Source organism: Pseudomonas marincola (genome assembly GCF_900116605.1).
Classification (GTDB): Bacteria; Pseudomonadota; Gammaproteobacteria; order Pseudomonadales; family Pseudomonadaceae; genus Aquipseudomonas; species Aquipseudomonas marincola.
Window position 1 is genome coordinate 52,363 of sequence record NZ_FPBC01000002.1, and the last position, 20,266, is coordinate 72,628.

Consider the following 20,266-nt stretch of genomic DNA (forward strand, 5'->3'; position numbering starts at 1 on the left):
GCTATAGCGGCCAAACCCACAGCAGCATGGGTATGCTGATCAGCCCCACGAGTATTTCCATTGGCAAACCCAGCCGCCAGTAGTCGCCAAAGCGAAAGCCGCCGGGGCTGAGAATCAGCGTGTTGTTCTGGTGGCCAATCGGCGTCAGGAATGAGCATGAAGCACCAATCGCTACCGCCATCAGCATCGAGTCCGGATTTACCCCCAACTGATTGGCCGCACTCAGGGCAATCTGGCACATCACCGCCGCAGTAGCCGCGTTGTTCATGAAGTCCGAGAGCGTCATGCTGATCACCAGAATCAGTGCCAGCACTGCAATCGGTTGGCCCCGGGCGACCGTTTCCATCAACTCTCTGGCGATCAGGTCGGCCGCACCCGTTTCGGACATGGCGCCTGCGACCGGAATCATCGCGCCCAGCAACACAATCACTGGCCAGTCGATCGCGGTATACAGCGAGCGCAGCGGAATGACCCGCATCACCATGTAAACCAGCACGCCAAGCGCGAATGCCACGGCTGCAGAAAGCAGGCCGAATGCCGCCGCAATAATCGACAACAGCATGACGCAAAGCGCCAGTGTGGCCTTGCCGGGGTCGGGAATGCTGATCGCGCGATCGGCCAGCGGTACGCAGGAGTATTCACTGGCGAACTCGGCGGCGTCCTCTGCCAGGCCTTGAATCAACAGCACGTCACCACTTTGAATCAGGGTTGAACGCAACCGTTTGACCGAACGATGGCTCTCTCTGGAGATCGCCAGCAGGTTAAGTGAGTGACGGCTGCGCAGGTGAATGCTTTGTGCCGAGCGGCCGATCAGGGTTGAGTCGGGGCGAACCAGCATTTCGAGCATGCTGCTCTCATCTCCGTTGCTGTCTTTCTTCTCGCTTTCGTCTTTCTCGGTTTTTTTCGGCTCGGTCTTATTGGCTTTCTCGTCTTCTTCAGCCTTGGCCTTTGCCTCGGCTTCGATCTTGGCTTCCAGCCCCAAGCCGAGATTGTTCAGCACCGAGCCAAGGGCCTCGGGATCTGCCTCGATTACCAGAACGTCATCGGCTTGCAGGATGCGCCGGGGGTTGGGCGCGGACAGGCGCAAGGCGTTGCGCACCATGGCGACCACCTGTGCATCGGCTTCCTCAAGCAACTGTTCTATTTCGCGCAGGGTTTTGCCATCGGCTTTGCCGCCTTCCTTGACCCGCGCTTCAGTGAGGTAGGTGCCGGTGTCGAAACTGGCGGCGTTGCCGACCTGACGTTTCGGCACCAGTCGCCAGCCGATCAGGGCGATGAACAGCACGCCGCTGAGCGCCACGGTGACCCCAACCGGGCTGAAGTCGAACATGGCAAAGTGGCCGGCATCGGTCTTGGCGCGGAAGCTTGAAACAATCAGGTTGGGCGGCGTACCGATCAACGTGGTCATGCCGCCGAGAATGGTGCCGAAGGCCAGCGGCATGAGGATGCGTCCGGGCGGCAGGTCTTGCTTCTTGGCGATTTGCAGCGCAATGGGCATGAGTAACGCCAGCGCACCGACGTTGTTCATGAACGCCGAGAGCAGCGCACCAAGCGCCGTGAGTGAGGCGATGGCCATCACCGGGCCGAGATTTTTCGGCAGCACGCGCTGCGCCAGAGCATCAATGGCGCCGGTTGTTTGCAGGCCGTAGCTGAGCACCAACACGCAGGCTACGGTAATCACGGCCGGATGGCCAAAGCCTGCGAACGCATCCTGTTCAGGGACCAGGCCGGTGATTACGCAGGCGAGCAAGGAGGCGAGTGCGACAATGTCATGTCGCCAGCGGCCCCATATAAACAATCCGATTGTGGCCGCCAATATGGCGAAAATCAGGCCTTGGTCTTGGGTCATTCAGGTTGCTTTCCTTGTCTGAGGAAACATCATTGATGCAAACACAGTAGTCCTACTGCTTAAGTAACCTAAATGTGTGAGTTGGTTCCGAGACGCCTCACGCGTATTGCGCAGCGGCGTATCCGGAAGCCCAGGCCCATTGGAAATTGAAACCGCCAAGATGGCCGGTAACATCCAGCACTTCACCGATGAAATACAACCCCGGAGACTTCAGTGACTCCATGGTTTTTGACGAGACTTCGTGGCTATCAACCCCGCCCAGCGTCACTTCGGCGGTGCGATAGCCTTCCGTGCCTGCAGGCACCAGTTGCCAGTCCGAGAACTTGTTGGCGATCTGTTTCAGCTCGGCAGGCGTGTACTGCTTCATGGGTTTGTTGCTGAACCAGTTGTCTGCCAGCAGGGTGACCATTTTCTTGGTCAGCAATTCGCTGAGCAGGGTTTTCAATTCGCTGTTGGGGCGTTCCTGCTGCTGGGTGGCCAGCCATTCGGGCAGGTCAATGTGCGGCAGCAGGTCGATGTGTACGGTATCGCCCGGCTGCCAGAACGATGAAATCTGCAAAATCGCCGGGCCACTCAGGCCGCGGTGAGTAAACAGGATGTTCTCGCGGAACGTGGTGCCGTTGCAGCTCACCAGACAATCTTCAACCGAGGTGCCGGATAACTCCGTGCACAGGGTTTTCAGCTGCGGGTCGGTAATCGTGAACGGCACCAGACCGGCGCGGGTCGGCAGTATGCTGTGGCCGAACTGGCGGGCCACCTGATAACCGAAGCCGGTGGCGCCCAGTGTTGGAATCGACAGGCCGCCCGTGGCAATCACCAGTGACTCGCAACTGACCTTGCCAGCGCTGGTTTGCAATGTGTAGCCCGCGTCGGTTTTGTCGATTTGTTCGACCGAGGTTTCCAGACGCAGGTCCACGCCAGCTTCATCGCACTCGGCGAGGAGCATGGCGAGAATGTCACTCGACTTGTTGTCGCAAAACAGCTGGCCGAGTTTTTTCTCGTGATACGGCACGCCGTGCTTGCCGACCAAACCGATGAAATCCCACTGGGTATAACGCGCCAGAGCAGATTTGCAGAAGTGCGGGTTAGTGGAGAGAAAGTTTTCCGGCTCGCAATACATGTTGGTGAAGTTGCAGCGCCCGCCGCCGGACATGAGGATCTTCTTGCCGGCCTTGTTGGCGTGATCCAGCAGCAGCACGCTGCGGCCACGGCCAGCGGCTGTCAGGGCGCACATTAAACCGGCAGCACCGGCACCGATGATCACGACATTTGCAGCGAGCACAGCATTTCCCTCAACACGACGCAGCGCCGAATCGCCGGCGCACAAGCGCGCAGTTTACCCGAAGGTTAGGTAATCCTCTGCAAAACTGCTGCGCGCTGTGTGTGCGCAGTCGCGATTGCGATTATCAGGATGCAGTGGCTTCAGCGGCGATGCCCTGCAGGGCTTTCTCCAGTTTGGGAATCACGGCGCAATCGCCCGCATCATGGCGCTTGCCGATATAGGCCGGGTCGTTGTAACCCACCCAAACCTGGTTTGCCTCATCCTCCCAGACCAGCATTTTCAGCGGCAGATCGATCCCGCTGGTTTGCGCGCACTGCATCAGCGGCGTACCGCCCTTGGGGTTGCCGAATATCAACAGGCGGGTTGGCCGCAAGGTTTGCCCGATGCTTTTTGCGCCGGCGCTGTGGTCGATATTGGCGAACACTTTCAGCTCGCGCTTGGCGAGTGATTGCTCGATGCGTTGCAGGGTCTCGTCGACACTGTGCGGGCTTTTCAGGGCCGTCAGGCCGTCTGCGGCGTAGCTCACGGAAGCGAGCGCCAACAGTGCAACAGTTGAGAGGTTTTTAATCAGATTCACGTTTGGCTCCTAAGGTTGATATGGCAAGGCCATTAGCTTAGTAGAGCCGTAAAGCGGCCGATTGTTTCAGCGCATAGGCTGGATGAAACAATCGGCCGGCGCGGTCAGCACTTACAGGGCGCGAACGCGCAACGTGCGGCCTTTGATCTTGCCGCTGTTGAGGCGGCTGAGCGCTTGCTTGGCAGCGCTGCGCTCGACCGCGACATAGGCCTGGAAGTCGAAGATCGCAATCTTGCCGACGGCCGAGCCGGGAATTCCGGCATCGCCAGTCAGGGCGCCGAGAATGTCACCGGGGCGCAGTTTGTCTTTGCGCCCGGCGCCAATGCACAGGGTGATCATCGGCGGCTGCAGCGGTTCGCCTGCCATCGGCTTGAGGCTGCTCAGCGGATGCCAGGTCAACGCACCTTGCTGGAGTTTTTCCACTGCCTGAGCGCGATGCGCTTCTGGCGGCGCTACCAGGCTGACGGCAACCCCTTTGGCGCCCGCACGACCGGTACGGCCCACGCGGTGAATGTGGGTTTCCGAGTCACGCGCCAGCTCGACGTTGATCACCATGTCGAGTGCGTCGATATCCAGACCTCGCGCCGCCACATCGGTGGCCACCAGAACCGACAGGCTGCGGTTGGCAAACATCGCCAGAATCTGGTCGCGGTCTTTCTGCTCAAGGTCGCCGTTCAACGCACCGGCAGAAATGCCGTTGGCGGTCAGGTGCTCGACCACTTCCTGACACTGCTGCTTGGTGAAACAGAACGCCACCGCAGACTCCGGGCGAGCGCTGGCAAGCACTTTGACCACGGCGTCCATGCGCTCTTCCGGGGAGATCTCGTAGAAACGCTGCTCGATTTGCGTGTCGTCGTGCATGGCCTCGGCTTTAACCCGCTGCGGGTCGCGCATGAACGATGCCGAGAGCTGCTTGATACTGCTCGGGTAGGTGGCTGAGAACAGCAACGTCTGACGGCGGTCCGGGGTGTGGCTGATGATTTCGGCGATGCTGTCGTAAAAGCCCATGTCGAGCATGCGGTCGGCTTCGTCGAGAACCAGAGTATTCAGACCGTCGAGTTTCAGCGTGCCTTTGGCCAAGTGCTGCTGGATGCGCCCCGGCGTGCCGACGATAATCTGCGCGCCGTGCTCCAGCGAGCCGATCTGCGGGCCAAAGGGCACGCCGCCGCAAAGGGTCAGCACCTTGATGTTGTCGGCACTGCGCGCCAGCCGGCGGATTTCCTTGGCAACCTGATCGGCCAATTCGCGGGTCGGGCACATGACCAGTGCCTGACAGCCGAAAAAGCGCGGGTTGAGCGGGTTGAGCAGGCCAATACCAAAGGCGGCCGTTTTACCACTGCCGGTCTTGGCCTGAGCGATCAGGTCCATACCCTTGAGGATCACCGGCAGGCTTTGCGCCTGAATCGGGGTCATTTCGGCGTAGCCGAGGGATTCAAGGTTGGCCAGCATGGCATCAGACAGCGGCAGTGAAGAAAAAGCGGTGTTAGTCACGGTAAAGACCTGCAGAACGGAATGGCGCGCAGTGTAGCAGGTGGCGCGGCGTAACTTGCGCCAACCTGTGGGGTAATGGGCGCCTTTGATCGCTAAAAGTGGCCGCAATCCGACAGCGCCTCGCCGTCGCTCAGTCGCCTACGTCCGGTATGTCCTTCTTGCGGTGACGGCTGCCGCGCCGTGGCAGTTGCAGAAACAGCGCCGCGGCGAGCATCGACAAACCGCCGATACACAGATAGGTGGCGTGGAAAGCTCTGAGTACGCCGTCTGCGCTGTCCTCATTGTCCAGCGTGAAACCGCCCAGCAATGCGGCCGCCGCCGCCACCCCGAAACTCATCGACAACTGCGCCACCACCGAGAGCAGGCCATTGCCGCTGCTGGCGTCTGCGTCGGGCAGATCAATCAGGGTCACGGCATTCATCGCGGTGAATTGCAGCGAGTTCACCGCGCCAATCAGAAACAGTTGCACCAGTAGCTGAATCCGCGAGCTGTCGTTATCAATCAACGCCATGCTGGCGATCAGCAAACCCAACAGCAAGGTGTTGGTGGTGAGTACGCGGCGATAACCGAGGCGGTTGATCAGTGGATTGGCCAGCGGTTTGACCAGCATCGCCGCCAATGCCAGCGGGATCATGCTCATGCCGGCCTGCGCCGGTGAGTAACCCATCGCCACCTGCAGCAGCAAAGGCGTGAGGAACGGCAACGCGCCACTGCCCAAGCGAGCAAACAGATTGCCGAGAATGCCCACGGCAAACGAGCGGGTGTTGAACAGGCGCGGGTGGAACAAGGCGTTCTCGGTATGCCCGGCGCGTAACCAATACACGGCCAGGCACGCGATGCCGCCGAGCAGCAACATCAACACGCGAACGTGTGGCAGGTGCATCTCGCCGAGGCCTTCGAGGGCAATGCTGATCAGTAGCATGGCCGCGCCAAACAGGCAAAAGCCCGGCAGGTCGAAGCGGGTGCGCTCGGCGCCACGCAGATCCGGCATGACCTTCCACGCCGCCCAGCAACCCAATATTCCGACCGGAATGTTGATGAGAAATATCCAGTGCCAGCTGGTGTATTCAACCAGCCAGCCGCCCAGTGTCGGGCCAATCAGTGGGCCGAGCAGCGCCGGCACGGTGATAAAACTCATGATCCGCACCAGCTCTGTGCGCGGGTAGGCACGCAACACCACCAAGCGTCCGACGGGCATCATCAAGGCGCCGCCAAGGCCCTGAATCACCCGCGCGCCGACCAGCATATTCAGCGATGGCGAGAGCGCGCAGAGCAGGGAGCCGAGGGTGAATAGCAGGATTGCGCCGAAGAAGATGCGCCGTGTGCCGAAGCGGTCGGCGATCCAGCCCGAGGCCGGAATCAGTACCGCCACGGTGAGCATGTAGGCAATCACCACCGATTGCATGCGCAGCGGATTCTCTTGCAGATCCGCCGCCATGCTTGGCAGTGCAGTATTGAGAATCGTGCCGTCGAGGGTTTGCATGAAGAATGCAATCGCGACGATCCAGGGCAGCATCTTGGCGGTGCGGGCATCAAGCATGATGGGGTCGATTACTGGCGAGGGCGTGCCAGCAACTTTAATCCATCATGGTGTTTTTTGCCTGCGGCTGGCCCTATAAAACTGCGTGCCAGAGCCCGTTACGCGCCGTGACTGGCAACCGGGTATGGCATTCAAGGCGCCTTGGTTTGACCGGTTTCATGGGCAGGCTGCGCTGCGGATTCCACCTGTTAATGGGCGTGGAATCCGCAGCTTTGGCGGGCGAACAATGCGTTTGGCCAGGCCGACTAGCGCATTGACGGGCCGCGTACGGCGGCGCCGTTGGCCACGTAATACGGCGCGGTGCTGCGCGGCAGGGGCGCACGACCACGGATCTTGTCGGCGATTTTCTCGGCGATCATGATCGTTGGGGCGTTGAGGTTGCCGGTGGTGATCAGCGGCATGATCGAGGCATCGACCACGCGCAAACCGTCCAGACCATGCACGCGGCCTTCGCCGTCGACCACGGCCATATCGTCTGTGCCCATCTTGCAGGTGCACGAAGGGTGGAATGCGGTTTCGGCATGCTGACGGACAAACTCGTCCAGTTCAGCATCGCTGTTCACGTTCACGCCAGGGCTCAGCTCGCGGCCGCGATACGGGTCGAGCGCCACTTGCGACATGATCTCGCGGGTGATGCGGATACCGTCGCGAAACTCCTGCCAATCCTGCTCGTGCGACATGTAATTGAAGAGGATGCTCGGGTGCTGGCGCGGGTCTTTCGACTTGGCCCGCACGCGACCCCGGCTCGGCGAACGCATGGAACCGACGTGCGCCTGAAAACCGTGCTCCTTGACCGCATTGCTGCCGTTGTAATTAATCGCCACCGGCAAGAAGTGGTACTGAATATTCGGCCACTCAAACTCGGGACGCGAGCGGATGAAACCGCCGGCCTCGAACTGATTGCTGGCGCCGACGCCTTTGCCGAGGAACATCCACTCAGCGCCGATCTTCGGCTGGTTCCACCATTGCAGCGCCGGATACAGCGACACCGGCTGCTTGCAGGCGTATTGCAGGTACATCTCAAGGTGGTCCTGCAGGTTTTCACCCACACCCGGCAGCTCGTGCACCAACTCGACATCAAGCTCGCGAATCAACTCGGCCGCGCCCACACCGGAACGCTGAAGAATCTGCGGTGAAGCGATCGCGCCACTGCACAACAGCACTTCGCGCCGCGCATGCACGATGGTGGGCTCATTGCTGTCGCCTTGCAGATACGCCACACCGACCGCGCGTTTAGCGTTGAATAAAATCCGGTCGGTAAGGGCATGGGTGACGATGGTCAGATTGCTGCGCCCCCGTGCCTGATCGAGATAACCGCGTGCGGTGCTGGCGCGCCGGCCTTTCGGCGTTACGGTGCGGTCCATCGGGCCAAAGCCTTCCTGCTGATAACCGTTGAGGTCATCGGTGCGCGGATACCCGGCTTGCATGCCGGCCTCGATCATGGCGTGAAACAGCGGATTGTTGCCGGCCTTGGGCGTGGTTACGCTGACCGGGCCATCGCCGCCGTGGTAGTTGTTGGCGCCGATGTCGCGGGTTTCAGCCTTGCGGAAATACGGCAGGCAGTCCAGATAACTCCAGTCCTCAAGGCCCGGCGCTTTGGCCCAGCCGTCGTAGTCCATGGCGTTGCCACGGATGTAGCACATGCCATTGATCAGCGACGAGCCGCCGAGGCCTTTGCCGCGCCCGCATTCCATGCGGCGGTTATTCATGTACGGTTCCGGGTCGGTCTCGTAAGCCCAGTTGTAGCGACGGCCTTGCAATGGATACGCCAGCGCGGCGGGCATTTGGGTGCGGAAATCGAAGCGATAATCCGGGCCACCAGCTTCGAGCAGCAGCACGTTAACGTCGCTGTCTTCGGTCAGGCGGGTGGCGAGCACGTTACCGGCAGAGCCGGCACCGATGATGATGTAGTCGTATTTCTCAATCATGTTTTGACCTGCTTTGGCCCAACTCACGGCCGGGCTCTGGCGATATCAATTCGGCTGCGTCTTGCGTCGCACACAGCTACTGGCGATAAATCCAAAGGCTGCCTGCGCGGCCATCAGCGTCAGTGCGCGAGTGGCCCGGCAGGTTCGGATGCAGCCCTTGGCGCAGCGTTCTAGAACACCGAGGCGTAGTCGCCCAACTCGACCTGTACCGATTTGATTCGAGTGTAATGAGCCAGCGTGCTCAAGCCGTTCTCACGGCCGACGCCGGACTGCTTGTAGCCGCCAACCGGCATCTCGGCGGCGGACTCGCCCCAGGTATTGATCCAGCAGATACCGGCTTCGAGTTGATGAATAACCCGGTGCGCGCGGTTCAGATCGCTCGTTACCACGCCTGCTGCCAAACCGTAATGGGTGGCATTGGCGCGGCGGATTACTTCCTCTTCCGTGTCATAAACCAGAATGCTCATGACCGGGCCGAAAATCTCATCCTGAGTGATGGTCATTTCGTCGCTGCAATCGGTGAACACGGTCGGCGCGACGTAGGCACCGTTGGCAAATTCAGCTTCGGTTATACGCCCACCGCCGCATAGCAAGCGCGCGCCTTGCTCGCGGCCCAACTCGATGTAGCCGAGTACGCGTTGCATGTGGGCGAAGCTGACCAGCGGGCCGAAGTTGGTGTTCTCATCTTCCGGGCTGCCGATGCGAATGCGCTGCACGCGCTCGCTGATCAGCGCCTCGAAACGGCTCTGCAGTTCACGCGGGATGAACACGCGGGTACCGTTGGTGCAGACCTGACCGGAGCTGTAAAAGTTGGCCATCATGGCGATGTCGGCCGCGCGTTCGAGGTCGGCGTCGGCAAAGATAATCAGCGGCGACTTGCCGCCTAATTCCATGGTCACCTCTTTCATGGAGGAGCTGGACGCGCTGGCCATCACTTTCTTGCCGGTGGCGGTGCCGCCGGTGAAGGAAACCTTTTCAATGCCCGGATGCTCGGTGAGCAACTGGCCAACCTCGGCGCCAGTGCCGGTCACCACGTTGAACACGCCAGCGGGTACACCGGCTTCAGTGTAGATTTCAGCCAGTTTCAGCGCGGTTAGCGAGGTTACTTCGCTGGGCTTGAAAATCATCGCGTTACCGGCAGCCAGCGCCGGTGCGGATTTCCACAGGGCAATCTGGATCGGGTAGTTCCACGCGCCAATACCGGCAACAACCCCGAGCGGCTCGCGGCGGGTGTAAACGAATGAAGTGTCGCGCAGCGGAATCTGCTCGCCTTCAATCGCCGGGATCAGGCCGGCGTAGTATTCGAGTACATCGGCACCGGTGACGATATCGACGTAAAGGGTTTCTGAAAGCGGCTTGCCGGTGTCGAGGGTCTCCAGCGCTGCCAGCTCATCGTTGCGTTCACGCAGAATATCCACAGCGCGGCGCAAAATGCGCGAACGCTGCATGGCGGTCATCGCCGCCCAGACTTTTTGCCCGGCCTTGGCCGACTCAACGGCGCGTTCGACATCGGCGCTGTTGGCGCATTGCACGTTCGCCAGAACTTCTCCGTTTGCCGGGTTGATGCTCTCGAAAGTAGCGCCGCTGCTGGCTGCGACATATTCGCCGCCTATGTAGAGTTGCTGTTCTTCGAATCGGGCCATGGAGTTGTCCTCTTGTCGCGGTGGCGGGGGCTTAATGGAGGTTTAGCTAAGCCGCTGGTGCCGGAAAGGTCCACCCAGACTACGGGATTTATATTGAACGATCAATCAATAAAAAGACCCGGACATGCCTAATCCCGCCACGAAGCCAGTGGGAATGGGGGCTGGAGGAATTTGCTTACGTTGGTCAGAAAAGCCGTTTGCGGCGGGTTAAACCTTGGCCGGCTCGATAAAACCGATTTGTGTGTCGAGGTAGTCGTAGGCGATTTTCAGGGCTAATTTGATGTCGAATCGGGCACCAGACAATGCACCGCGCAGCCACAGGCCATCAATCAAAGCAGCCATGCCACGCGCCGCAACGCGGGCACGGTCTTGCGGCAGCACGCGACGGAACTGGCCGCAGAGATTGGAGTAGAGGCGCCGGTCATTGACCCGCTGCAAGCGCTGCAATGAGGGTTGGTGCATGCTGAATGCCCAGAACGCCAGCCAGGTTTTCATTGCCGGGCCGTTCACCTGCGTCTCATCAAAGTTACCGTCGATGATGGCGCGCAAATGAGCGCGCGGGCTGCTGTCCTTGAGCGCAGCGCGGCGCTCGCGAACGCCATCGCTCAGGGCCAGCATCAGGTGACGCATGGTGGCTTCGAGCAGGCCATTCTTGTCCTGAAAGTAGTGGCTGATAATGCCGTTGGAAACACCGGCTAACCTGGCGATATAGGCAATACTGGCATCGCTCATGCCAACTTGATCAACCGCCTTGAGCGTGGCGTTGATCAATTGTGAGCGGCGTATTGGCTGCATTCCAACCTTGGGCATTATCACTCCGGATGTATTGAGCAGGGCGGCGGGTAAGGCTCAAAGTCTAGGCCGATTATTGTTGAACGTTCAATCAATATTATCCGCCGGGTGAGCAAAATACCCGACTCCCTGCGCTACGCAAGCGCCCTGAACATCAACTGTGCGGGCTTTTGACGACCGCATCGAACTGGCGGATCTCAAAGTCGCGCAGCAGGTATTCCATGCGTTTTTCATGAAACGCCTGCATGTGCGCCAACGCCTTGTGCACCTCAAGATCAGCCTCCGATCGCCAGATTTCGAAGAAGGTGAAAATGCTCGGGTCGGCTTGATCGCGGAGCATGTGATATTCGATGCAGCCAGGCTCTTCGCGGCTGGGTTGAACGAAGGCGCCAAACAGTTCGGCGAAGTCGTCGGCGCGTTCAGGGCGGGTATAGGCAGTGGCGGTAAAGATCATGTCGAGCCTCGGGTTGGTTAGCGGGGAGGCAACAATAAGGCAATAGTTTGGTGTGTATTCGTGATTTTTAAGCAAATATCATTTGCCGGTCATGGGCTGTTTCGAGCCTGTTGCGGGCGATAGGCTGCGCACCATTGAAAATTCAAGGATGCACAGTCATGAAAAAAATACTCCTGCTCGACGGCGGCAAGCAGTTCGCCCACTCCGATGGTCGTTTTAACGCCACGCTGCATGAGACCGCCTTGCAAGTGCTCGACCATGCCGGTTTCGACGTGAAAACCACGCGTATAGACGATGGCTACGATGTTCAGGCGGAAGTTGAGAAATTTCTCTGGGCCGACGTCATCGTCTACCAAATGCCGGGCTGGTGGATGGGCGCACCCTGGACCGTGAAAAAGTACGTCGATGAAGTGTTCACCGCAGGCCACGGCAGCCTCTACGCCAATGACGGCCGCACGCGTTCCGACAGCTCGCAGAAGTACGGCAGCGGTGGTCTGTTGCAAGGCAAGCAATACATGTTGTCGCTGACCTGGAATGCCCCGACGCAGGCATTCGATGACCCGTCGGACTTCTTTGCCGGTGCCGGGGTGGACGCGGTGTACTTGCCGTTTCACAAGGCCAACGAGTTTCTCGGCATGAGCGCACTGCCGACATTCATCTGCAACGATGTGATGAAAGTGCCCGCCATCGAAGCCGATTGCGCGCGCTACACCCAGCACCTGCTGGACGTTTTTGCGCTAAACGCATAAACAGTGGTTAAACCAAAAAACGCAGCCGAGGCTGCGTTTTTTGGTTGCGCGGGAATCAGTCGCCCGGCCTTGAACCGTCCGCCTGTTCGCTGCCCGGCTGCCAGCCACCGCCGAGCGCCTTGTAAAGATTGACCTCGCTCGAAAGCTGCGCGAGCCGGTCGTTGATCAGGTCTTGTCGCACCTGAAACAACTGTCGCTGAGCGTCGAGCAGGACCAGATAGCTGTCTACGCCGCCGCGATAACGCCGCTCGGCCAGGGTGTAATACTGCTCGGTGGTGCTCAGCAATTGCTGCTGGGCATCAAGTTGTTCGCGGTAGGTCTGGCGCGCGGTGAGGCCATCCGAGACTTCCTGAAAGGCCTGCTGAATGGCCTTTTCGTACTGCGCAATTTGGCTGTTCTTCTCTATCTCCGCGACATCCAGCGACGCTTGCAAGCGCCCGGCGGTGAAGATCGGCAGGTTGATTTCAGGTTGGAACAACCAGGTGCCAGTGCCGCTCTGGAGCAAATCGGACAGCGACGAACTCATGCTGCCGGCATTGGCAGTCAGGCTGATGCTCGGGAAGAATGCGGCCCGCGCCGCGCCGATATTGGCATTGGCGGCCTTTAGCTGGTGCTCGGTCTGGAGAATATCCGGACGTCGTTGCAGCAATTGCGAGGGCAGCCCGGCAGGTACTTCGGTGAGCAGGGTGTCGGTGAGCGGCAAGCTGGTTGGCAAGTCTTGCGGGATCGGGCCGCCGAGTAACACTGCGAGGGCGTTTTGATCCTGCGCCACTAAACGCCGATATTGCGCGCGCGCAACCTTGGCGCCGTCCAGCGCGGTCTTCGCCTGGCTCAAGTCGATTGCCGAGGCCGCACCGGCATCAACACTGCGTTTGGTCAGGTCATAGCTGCGCTGATACGCAGTCAGCGTCTGCTCGGTCAGATCAAGCTGGAGGCGGTCAGCCTCAAGCGTGAACCAGGCGTTGGCGACACTGGCGATCAGGCTGATACGTACGCCTTGTTGCGCCTCGATAGTCGCAAAGTACTGCTCCAGCGCGGCCTGATTGAGGCTGCGCAGGCGCCCGAAGAAGTCCAGTTCCCATGCACTCACTCCCAGCGTGGCGCTGTACTGGCTGCTGATCGAACTCTCACCCGACTGGTTGATTCCGTCCGGCAAACGCTGGCGCGTACCGGAGCCGTTGGCGTCGAGCTGCGGATACAGCTGCGAGCGCTGAATCCGGTACTGCGCCTGATAAGACTCGACATTAAGCGCTGCCACGCGCAGGTCGCGGTTATTGTTCAGCGCGTTATCAATCAGTTTGACCAGCGCCGGGTCTTTGAAAAATCCGCGCCAGTCGCCCAATTCCGCCGCCTGAGTCGATGTGCCCGACGGATAGCTGTCTGCCGCAGGCCAGGCGTTATCTACCGGCGCAGCTGGCTGGCTGTATTCAGGGTTCATCGAGCAACCGCTGATCAAAGTCAGTGTCAGCACGCTCAAGGCAAACTTGTTCATGGCTGCACCTCGGTTTGCACAGGCGCGGGTTTTTCTTTCGGTTTGAACCACGAGCTGATCAACACAAAGAATAACGGCACCCAGAAAATCGCCAGCACGGTTGCGCTGAGCATCCCGCCAATAACCCCGGTACCGATAGCATGCTGACTGCCAGCGCCCGCGCCGGAAGAGATGGCCAAAGGCACCACGCCGAGAATGAAGGCCAGCGAGGTCATGATGATCGGGCGTAAACGCATCCGGCAGGCTTCAAGTGCAGAGTCGACCAGGCTTTTGCCGCTGTCGTGCAGTTCCTTGGCGAACTCGATAATCAGAATCGCGTTCTTGGCTGCCAGACCAATCGTGGTGAGTAGGCCCACTTGGAAGAACACATCGTTGGACAGCCCGCGCATGCTGGTGGCCAGCAGTGCGCCGACAATCCCCAGTGGCACCACCAGCAACACCGCCAGCGGAATCGTCCAGCTCTCGTAGAGCGCCGCGAGGCAGAGGAACACGAAGATCATCGACAAGGCGTACAGCGCGGGCGCTTGCGAGCCCGACAAGCGTTCTTCGAAGGAGATGCCGGTCCATGAGTAGCCGACGCCTTTGGGCAGTTCAGCGGCCATTTCTTCCATTGCCTGCATTGCATCGCCGGTGCTGTAGCCCTCGGCGGGTGAGCCGAGAATTTCCATCGCCGAAACCCCGTTGTAGCGTTGCAGCTTCGGTGAGCCGGAAATCCATGTGCCGCCGGCGAATGCGCTGAACGGCACCATCTTGCCCTCGCTGTTGCGCACGTACCATTTGTTCAGGTCTTCGGGGGCCATCCGCGCAGCGGCTTCGCCTTGCAGGTAGACCTTTTTCACCCGGCCTTTGTCGATAAAGTCGTTCACGTAGCTGGAGCCCCAGGCAATCGACAACGTGTCGTTGATGTCACTCAGGCTCAGGCCCAATGCACGGGCGCGCTCGTCGTCGATGAGCAATTGATATTGCGGCTCATCGCGCAGGCCGTTGGCCCGCACACCGCTCAGCTTGGGGTTTTCCCGGGCCATTTTGAGTAATTGGTCGCGGGCCTCGTTCATCACTTCATGGCCGACACCTGCGCGGTCTTGCAGGTACATATCAAAACCACTGGCGTTGCCCAGCTCGCGGATCGCGGGCGGTGCAAAGGCGAAAACCATCGCATCGGTGATCGTGTGGAAGCGCTGTTGCGCACGGTCAACCAGGCTGAATACGCTGTTCACCTCGCCCGGTCTTTCATCCCAAGGCTTCAAGGTGACAAACGCCATGCCCGAGCTTTGCCCGCGACCGGCGAAGTTGAAGCCGGTAACGCTGAACACGGACTCGACAATATCGCCTTCCTCATCAAGCAGGTAATCACGCACCTGATCGACAATTTCCTTGGTGCGCGCGGTACTTGAACCGGACGGTGTTTGCACTTGCGCGTAGAACGAACCCTGATCTTCTTCTGGCAGGAACGCGGTCGGGATGCGGCTGAACATCCAGGCCATGATGCACAGGATCAGGCCGTACAGAATCAGGTACGGCAGCTTGTGCTTGAGGATTCCGCCCACGCTGCGCTCATAGCCGCTTACGCCGCGCTCGAAGGTGCGGTTGAACCAGCCAAAGAAACCGCGCTTGGTATGAACCTCGCCGTTTATCGGCTTGAGCATTGTGGCGCACAGCGCTGGCGTGAAGATCAGCGCCACCAGCACCGAAAGGGTCATGGCGGCGACAATGGTGATCGAGAACTGGCGGTAAATAACCCCGGTGGAGCCGCCGAAGAATGCCATTGGCAAGAACACCGCCGACAACACCAGCGCAATGCCGACCAGAGCGCCCTGAATCTGACCCATCGATTTGCGCGTGGCTTCGAGTGGCGAGAGCTTGTCTTCGGCCATTACCCGCTCGACGTTTTCCACCACCACGATGGCATCGTCCACCAGCAAGCCAATCGCCAACACCATGCCGAACATGGTCAGGGTATTGATGCTGAAACCGAATGCATCAAGCACCGCAAACGTGCCCAGCAGCACCACCGGCACCGCCAGTGTCGGGATTAATGTGGCGCGGAAGTTCTGCAGGAACAGGTACATCACGCAGAACACCAGCACGATGGCTTCCATGAGGGTGTAAATCACTTCCTCGATGGAGCCGGCAATCACCGGTGTGGTGTCGTTGGGGTAAACGATTTCCAGGCCTTCGGGGAAGAACGGTTCAAGGTCTTTGAGGGTGCTGCGAATGGCGGCCGAGGTTTCCAGCGCGTTGGCACCCGTCGCCAGTTTGATCGCCATACCGGCGGCCTGCTTACCGTTGTATTCGGCCGAGGTGCTGTAGTTTTCGCCGCCAAGCTCAACCTTGGCGACATCGCCAAGGCGAACCTGCGAGCCGTCCGTGTTGACCTTGATCAGAATGTTTTCGAATTGCTCAGGCGTTTGCAGGCGCGTCTTGCCGATGATGGTGGCGTTCAGTTGCTGGCCGGCCTGCGCCGGTAACTGGCCCAGCTGGCCCGATGAAACCTGAACGTTCTGCGCCTGAATCGCGGTTTTGACGTCGACTGGCGTCAGTTGGTAGTTGTTCAGGCTTTCCGGGTTGAGCCAGATCCGCATGGCGTACTGCGCACCGAAGATCTGGAAGTCGCCCACGCCCTTGGCGCGCAGCAGCGGGTCTTGAATATTGGTGACGATATAGTCGGCCAGATCGTTGCGATCCATGCTGCCGTCTTTCGAGACCACACCCACAATCATCAGGAAGTTACGCACCGCCTTGGTCACCCGAATGCCTTGCTGCTGCACTTCTTGCGGCAGCAGCGGGGTGGCCAGTTGCAGCTTGTTTTGCACTTGCACCTGCGCGGTGTCGGCATCGGTGCCCTGATCGAATGTCGCGGTAATGCTCATGCTGCCATCGGAGTTACTCTCCGATGAGATATAGCGCAGATTGTCGAGCCCGTTGAGTTGCTGCTCGATCACCTGCACCACCGTGTCCTGCACGGTTTGCGCAGATGCGCCGGGGTAGTTGACGCTGATGCCAATGGCGGGCGCGGCAATGTTCGGGTACTGGTTGATCGGCAGATTGAGGATGGCCAGGCTGCCGACCAGCATGATCATCAGCGCGATTACCCAGGCAAAGATCGGCCTGTCGATGAAAAAACGAGACATACGTGCCGCTCCTTATTGAGGGTCAGCGGCAGCTGCCGGCAGGGATGCAGGTGCGGCTTCAGATTCAGCCTCGGGAGTCGTTTCCTGATTTTCTTTGACGTTCTGCGCAGGAACCGGATTGACCGTGTCGCCAGGGCGGATGTACTGCAAACCCTCGGTGATTAGGCGGTCGCCATCCTTGAGGCCGGCACTTACCAGCCACTTGTTGCCGGAGGTGCTGTGCGTGGTGATGGAACGGCGAACGACCTTGTTGTCGGCATCGACCAGCATTGCCACCGGCTCGCCCTTGTTGTCCCGTGTGATGCCCTGTTGCGGCGCCAGAATGGCTTGCTTGCGCACACCACTGATCAGGCGCGTGTGCACGAACATACCGGGCAAAAGCAGGCGGTCCGGGTTGGGGAAGATGGCCCGCAAGGTCACGGAGCCGGTGGTTTCATCCACCGAGACCTCGGCGAATTGCAACGTGCCCGGATGCTCGTAAACACTGCCGTCTGGCAGCAGCAGCTCAGCTTGCGCCTGATTCTTGCCAGCTTTTTCCAGCTCGCCGTTGGCCAGCGCCGTGCGCAGCGCCAGTTGGTCTTTAATCGACTGAGTGACGTCGACGTAGATCGGGTCGAGTTGCTGAATAGTCGCCAGGCTGTTGCTCTGGCCGTTGGTGACCAGTGCGCCTTCGGTGATTGCCGAGCGCCCGATGCGCCCGCTGATAGGCGCCGATATTTTGCTGTAACGCAGGTTGATCCGGGCCTGTTCGGCTGCCGCTTCTGCCTCAAGGCTGGCGGCGCGGGCCTCTTCGTAATCCTGACGGCTCACCGCCTGGCTTTCGACCAGCAACTGGTAGCGCTTGGCCTTGGCCTGGCTCGACACCAGCGTGGCTTGTGCGCTTTTCAGGGCGGCCTGATAAGTGGCCGGGTCGATCTGGTACAGCACCTGGCCGGCCTTTACGTCACGGCCTTCTTCAAACAGGCGCTTTTGGATAATGCCATCGACTTGCGGACGAACTTCAGCGCTGCGCATGGCGGCGGTACGCCCCGGCAGTTCTACCTTTTGTTCGAAAGGTTGCGCCTTGAGGGTGACGATGCCGACTTGCTGGGCGCCTTTTTGCGCCGGTTCGCTGGCATCTTCGCAGCCGCCAAGCGTCACGCCGAGCGCAATCAGAGTGAACAGGAAAAGGGGTCTGAAGGTGCGCTGCATGAACTGCTCTCCGTTGCATGGGTTCGGCAAGCCCGGTGCAAGGTCTGACGCAGTCACGAACTCCAACGTAGCGAAAGGCAAGTGTTAACGGCTCTCAACGGGCGAGGGGGCGCGTCATGATCTCGCGATCAATGCTTTCGTGGTTGGCGCAATGGGTTCAGATGCTCCGGGGCGGCAAATTCGCCAGCCAAAATAGTGTCTTCAACTAGTGATCGGCGATTATTCTGGCCATATTGTTGACTACGTCAACCATGTTTACAGAATCCTGACTTTTTCGGGGCTTGCTCATGCCGAGCCAAGGGCCCTGCATGCCTTATGTGTGTTGTGTTCAGGCATAAAAAATGCCGCCCAATCGGCGGCATTTTTATTGTTTCAAAGGTGTATCAGTTGCTGCTACCACGAATGTTTTGCATTTTTTGCATGGCACCATCAATGGCTTTCTTCATGCTGAGCGTGTCAGCACCCTGGCTCGGCGGGTAGTCCGAAAGGCTCTTCAGGTGCGCCGCCATGAACGGCACCGCAGCTGTAGGCGCCCAGAGTTTCTGGGCAACGAATTTACGCCCGGCGTAGCCAAACTCCTCGGAATCCGGCGTGACCTTTTCCATCGGGTCCATCAGCAGGTTCACAATATACGGCACGCTCGGGTATGACTTCTCGTCGAACCAGTTGCCGTTATGCTTGACCCCGATGTGCATCTTCCAGGCATCTACGCGAACGGCCATCAAATCGGTCTCGTCGTAGTAGAAGATCTCACGGCGTGCCGACTTGTCAGATTTACCTGTCCAGTAGTCGAGGTTGTTGTAGCCATCGAGATGCACCTTGTAGTTGGTGCCGTTCATTTTGTAGCCGCTGAGCAGGTCATCTTTCAGCTTCGGCAAGCCTGCTGCTGCAGCCAGTGAAACGAACAGGTCTTCATGGCTCTGGATACCGTTGCCTTCACGCCCTGCTGGGATATGCCCGGGCCATTTGATCAGCGCTGGAACCCGTACACCGCCTTCCCATGTTGTGCCTTTCTCGCCACGGAACGGGGCGTAGCCACCATCTGGGTAATACATGAACTCATTACCGTTATCGGTGCTGTAGACCACGATGGTGTTGTCTTCAATGCCCAGGTCTTTGATCTTTTGCAGGATCATGCCGACCTGATCGTCGTGTTCAAGCATTCTGGCGCGAACCAGATCTTCTTCGGCGCGGCCTTCATCCACCGCTCTCTGGATAAATTCCTTTCGCGGGTGCGACCAGATGTGGATTGCAGTGGAGTTGAACCAGAGGAAGAACGGCTTATCGCCTTTGCCAACCTTGTCCATGTACTTGAGCGTTGCGTCGGTCACTTCCTGGTCGATGGTCTCCATCCGCTTGCGAGTCAGAGGACCGGTGTCTTCGATTTTCTGTTTGCCGACGCGGCCGAATTTAGGGTCTTCGGTTGGGTCATCGGTGTCAGTTGCCCAAGTGTGTAGAACACCGCGAGGGCCGTATTTTTTCAGGTAGTCAGGGTTTTTCTGGCCCGGGTAATCGAGCTGCTCCGGTTCTTCCTCAGCATTGAGGTGATAAAGGTTGCCAAACCACTCATCGAAGCCGTGCACCGTCGGCAGGAACTCGTTGCGGTCGCCCAAATGGTTCTTGCCGAACTGAGCGGTGGCATAACCCTGGGATTTCATGACCTCGGCCAGGGTCGGGTCGCTGGCCTGAATGCCGCGCTTGGAGCCCGGAATGCCAATGGTTGTCATACCAGTGCGCACGGGCATTTGCCCGGTGATAAACGCGGCGCGGCCAGCGGTGCAACTCGGTTGCCCGTAATGGTCGGTGAAAATCATGCCGTTCTTGGCAATCGAGTCGATGTTCGGGGTGTGGCCCATCATACCGTGGGTGTAGGCACCCACGTTCCACATGCCAATGTCGTCACCCCAGATGACCACAATGTTGGGCTTTTTCTGGGAACTGTCGGAAGCGGGTTGATCGGCCGCCATCGAAGGCGCAACCATGCCCAGCCATGCCGAACCCAGCAACATCAGCGACAAGGCGAACTTGCCGAGTTGCGGTTTTTGAATACTCATTACCCAAACTCCCTCATGACATCAGTCGAATATTTGATGCAATTTCAGCAGGTTGAATCTAGTAAACATTGGAGCCATTGCAAGGCGGTGCCA

At 59.2% G+C, this 20,266-nt stretch carries 14 protein-coding genes; 1 reads left to right on the forward strand and 13 read right to left on the reverse strand.

Translation table 11 applies throughout. The annotated features are described in order from the left end of the window. Position 1: 1 nt before the first annotated feature. From BM395_RS04810 to BM395_RS04850, 9 genes are all read right to left on the reverse strand, one after another. Positions 2 to 1,849, reverse strand: coding sequence for an SLC13 family permease (locus BM395_RS04810; RefSeq protein ID WP_090509275.1), 1,848 nt, complete (start codon positions 1,847 to 1,849; stop codon positions 2 to 4). 97 nt (positions 1,850 to 1,946) lie between these two features. After that, complete coding sequence (locus tag BM395_RS04815) at positions 1,947 to 3,131, reverse strand: BaiN/RdsA family NAD(P)/FAD-dependent oxidoreductase (protein WP_090509775.1); 1,185 nt, start codon at positions 3,129 to 3,131, stop codon at positions 1,947 to 1,949. 124 nt (positions 3,132 to 3,255) lie between these two features. After that, entirely contained in the window at positions 3,256 to 3,708 is a 453-nt protein-coding gene (locus BM395_RS04820; RefSeq protein ID WP_212633015.1) for a DUF302 domain-containing protein, read from the reverse strand. 111 nt (positions 3,709 to 3,819) lie between these two features. Then, complete coding sequence (gene dbpA / locus BM395_RS04825; RefSeq protein WP_069898222.1) at positions 3,820 to 5,199, reverse strand: ATP-dependent RNA helicase DbpA; 1,380 nt, start codon at positions 5,197 to 5,199, stop codon at positions 3,820 to 3,822. A 130-nt stretch (positions 5,200 to 5,329) separates the two neighbouring features. Continuing rightward, on the reverse strand, positions 5,330 to 6,739 hold the full coding sequence (mdtD, locus tag BM395_RS04830) for a multidrug transporter subunit MdtD (RefSeq protein ID WP_090509279.1): 1,410 nt from the start codon (positions 6,737 to 6,739) through the stop codon (positions 5,330 to 5,332). A gap of 245 nt (positions 6,740 to 6,984) precedes the next feature. Then, positions 6,985 to 8,667: a choline dehydrogenase gene (gene betA, locus BM395_RS04835; protein ID WP_090509285.1), complete on the reverse strand. Its 1,683-nt coding sequence runs from the start codon at positions 8,665 to 8,667 to the stop codon at positions 6,985 to 6,987. A 170-nt stretch (positions 8,668 to 8,837) separates the two neighbouring features. After that, positions 8,838 to 10,310, reverse strand: coding sequence for a betaine-aldehyde dehydrogenase (gene betB, locus BM395_RS04840; RefSeq protein WP_090509289.1), 1,473 nt, complete (start codon positions 10,308 to 10,310; stop codon positions 8,838 to 8,840). Between the two features lie 207 nt (positions 10,311 to 10,517). Further along, complete coding sequence (gene betI, locus BM395_RS04845; RefSeq protein WP_069898218.1) at positions 10,518 to 11,120, reverse strand: transcriptional regulator BetI; 603 nt, start codon at positions 11,118 to 11,120, stop codon at positions 10,518 to 10,520. 136 nt (positions 11,121 to 11,256) lie between these two features. Next, positions 11,257 to 11,556, reverse strand: coding sequence for a putative quinol monooxygenase (locus BM395_RS04850; RefSeq protein WP_090509292.1), 300 nt, complete (start codon positions 11,554 to 11,556; stop codon positions 11,257 to 11,259). Between the two features lie 158 nt (positions 11,557 to 11,714). On the opposite strand from BM395_RS04850, the gene mdaB reads away from it, so the two are divergent. Then, positions 11,715 to 12,305: an NADPH:quinone oxidoreductase MdaB gene (gene mdaB / locus BM395_RS04855; RefSeq protein WP_090509294.1), complete on the forward strand. Its 591-nt coding sequence runs from the start codon at positions 11,715 to 11,717 to the stop codon at positions 12,303 to 12,305. A gap of 55 nt (positions 12,306 to 12,360) precedes the next feature. On the opposite strand, the gene adeC is transcribed toward mdaB, so the two are convergent. The 4 genes from adeC to BM395_RS04875 all read right to left on the reverse strand — a co-directional run bounded on the left by adeC (position 12,361) and on the right by BM395_RS04875 (position 20,173). Continuing rightward, on the reverse strand, positions 12,361 to 13,797 hold the full coding sequence (gene adeC / locus BM395_RS04860; RefSeq protein ID WP_090509297.1) for an AdeC/AdeK/OprM family multidrug efflux complex outer membrane factor: 1,437 nt from the start codon (positions 13,795 to 13,797) through the stop codon (positions 12,361 to 12,363). Next, the gene (locus tag BM395_RS04865; RefSeq protein WP_090509298.1) at positions 13,794 to 16,928 is read right to left on the reverse strand and encodes an efflux RND transporter permease subunit; all 3,135 of its coding nucleotides are present in this window, start codon (positions 16,926 to 16,928) and stop codon (positions 13,794 to 13,796) included. Before BM395_RS04865 ends, adeC begins: the two co-directional genes overlap by 4 nt. Before the next feature lie 12 nt (positions 16,929 to 16,940). Beyond that, on the reverse strand, positions 16,941 to 18,119 hold the full coding sequence (locus BM395_RS04870) for an efflux RND transporter periplasmic adaptor subunit (protein WP_090509316.1): 1,179 nt from the start codon (positions 18,117 to 18,119) through the stop codon (positions 16,941 to 16,943). Between the two features lie 383 nt (positions 18,120 to 18,502). Continuing rightward, positions 18,503 to 20,173 carry an arylsulfatase gene (locus BM395_RS04875; RefSeq protein WP_244528929.1) on the reverse strand — a complete coding sequence of 557 codons (1,671 nt, stop codon included), beginning with the start codon at positions 20,171 to 20,173 and terminating at the stop codon, positions 18,503 to 18,505. Positions 20,174 to 20,266: the final 93 nt, after the last annotated feature.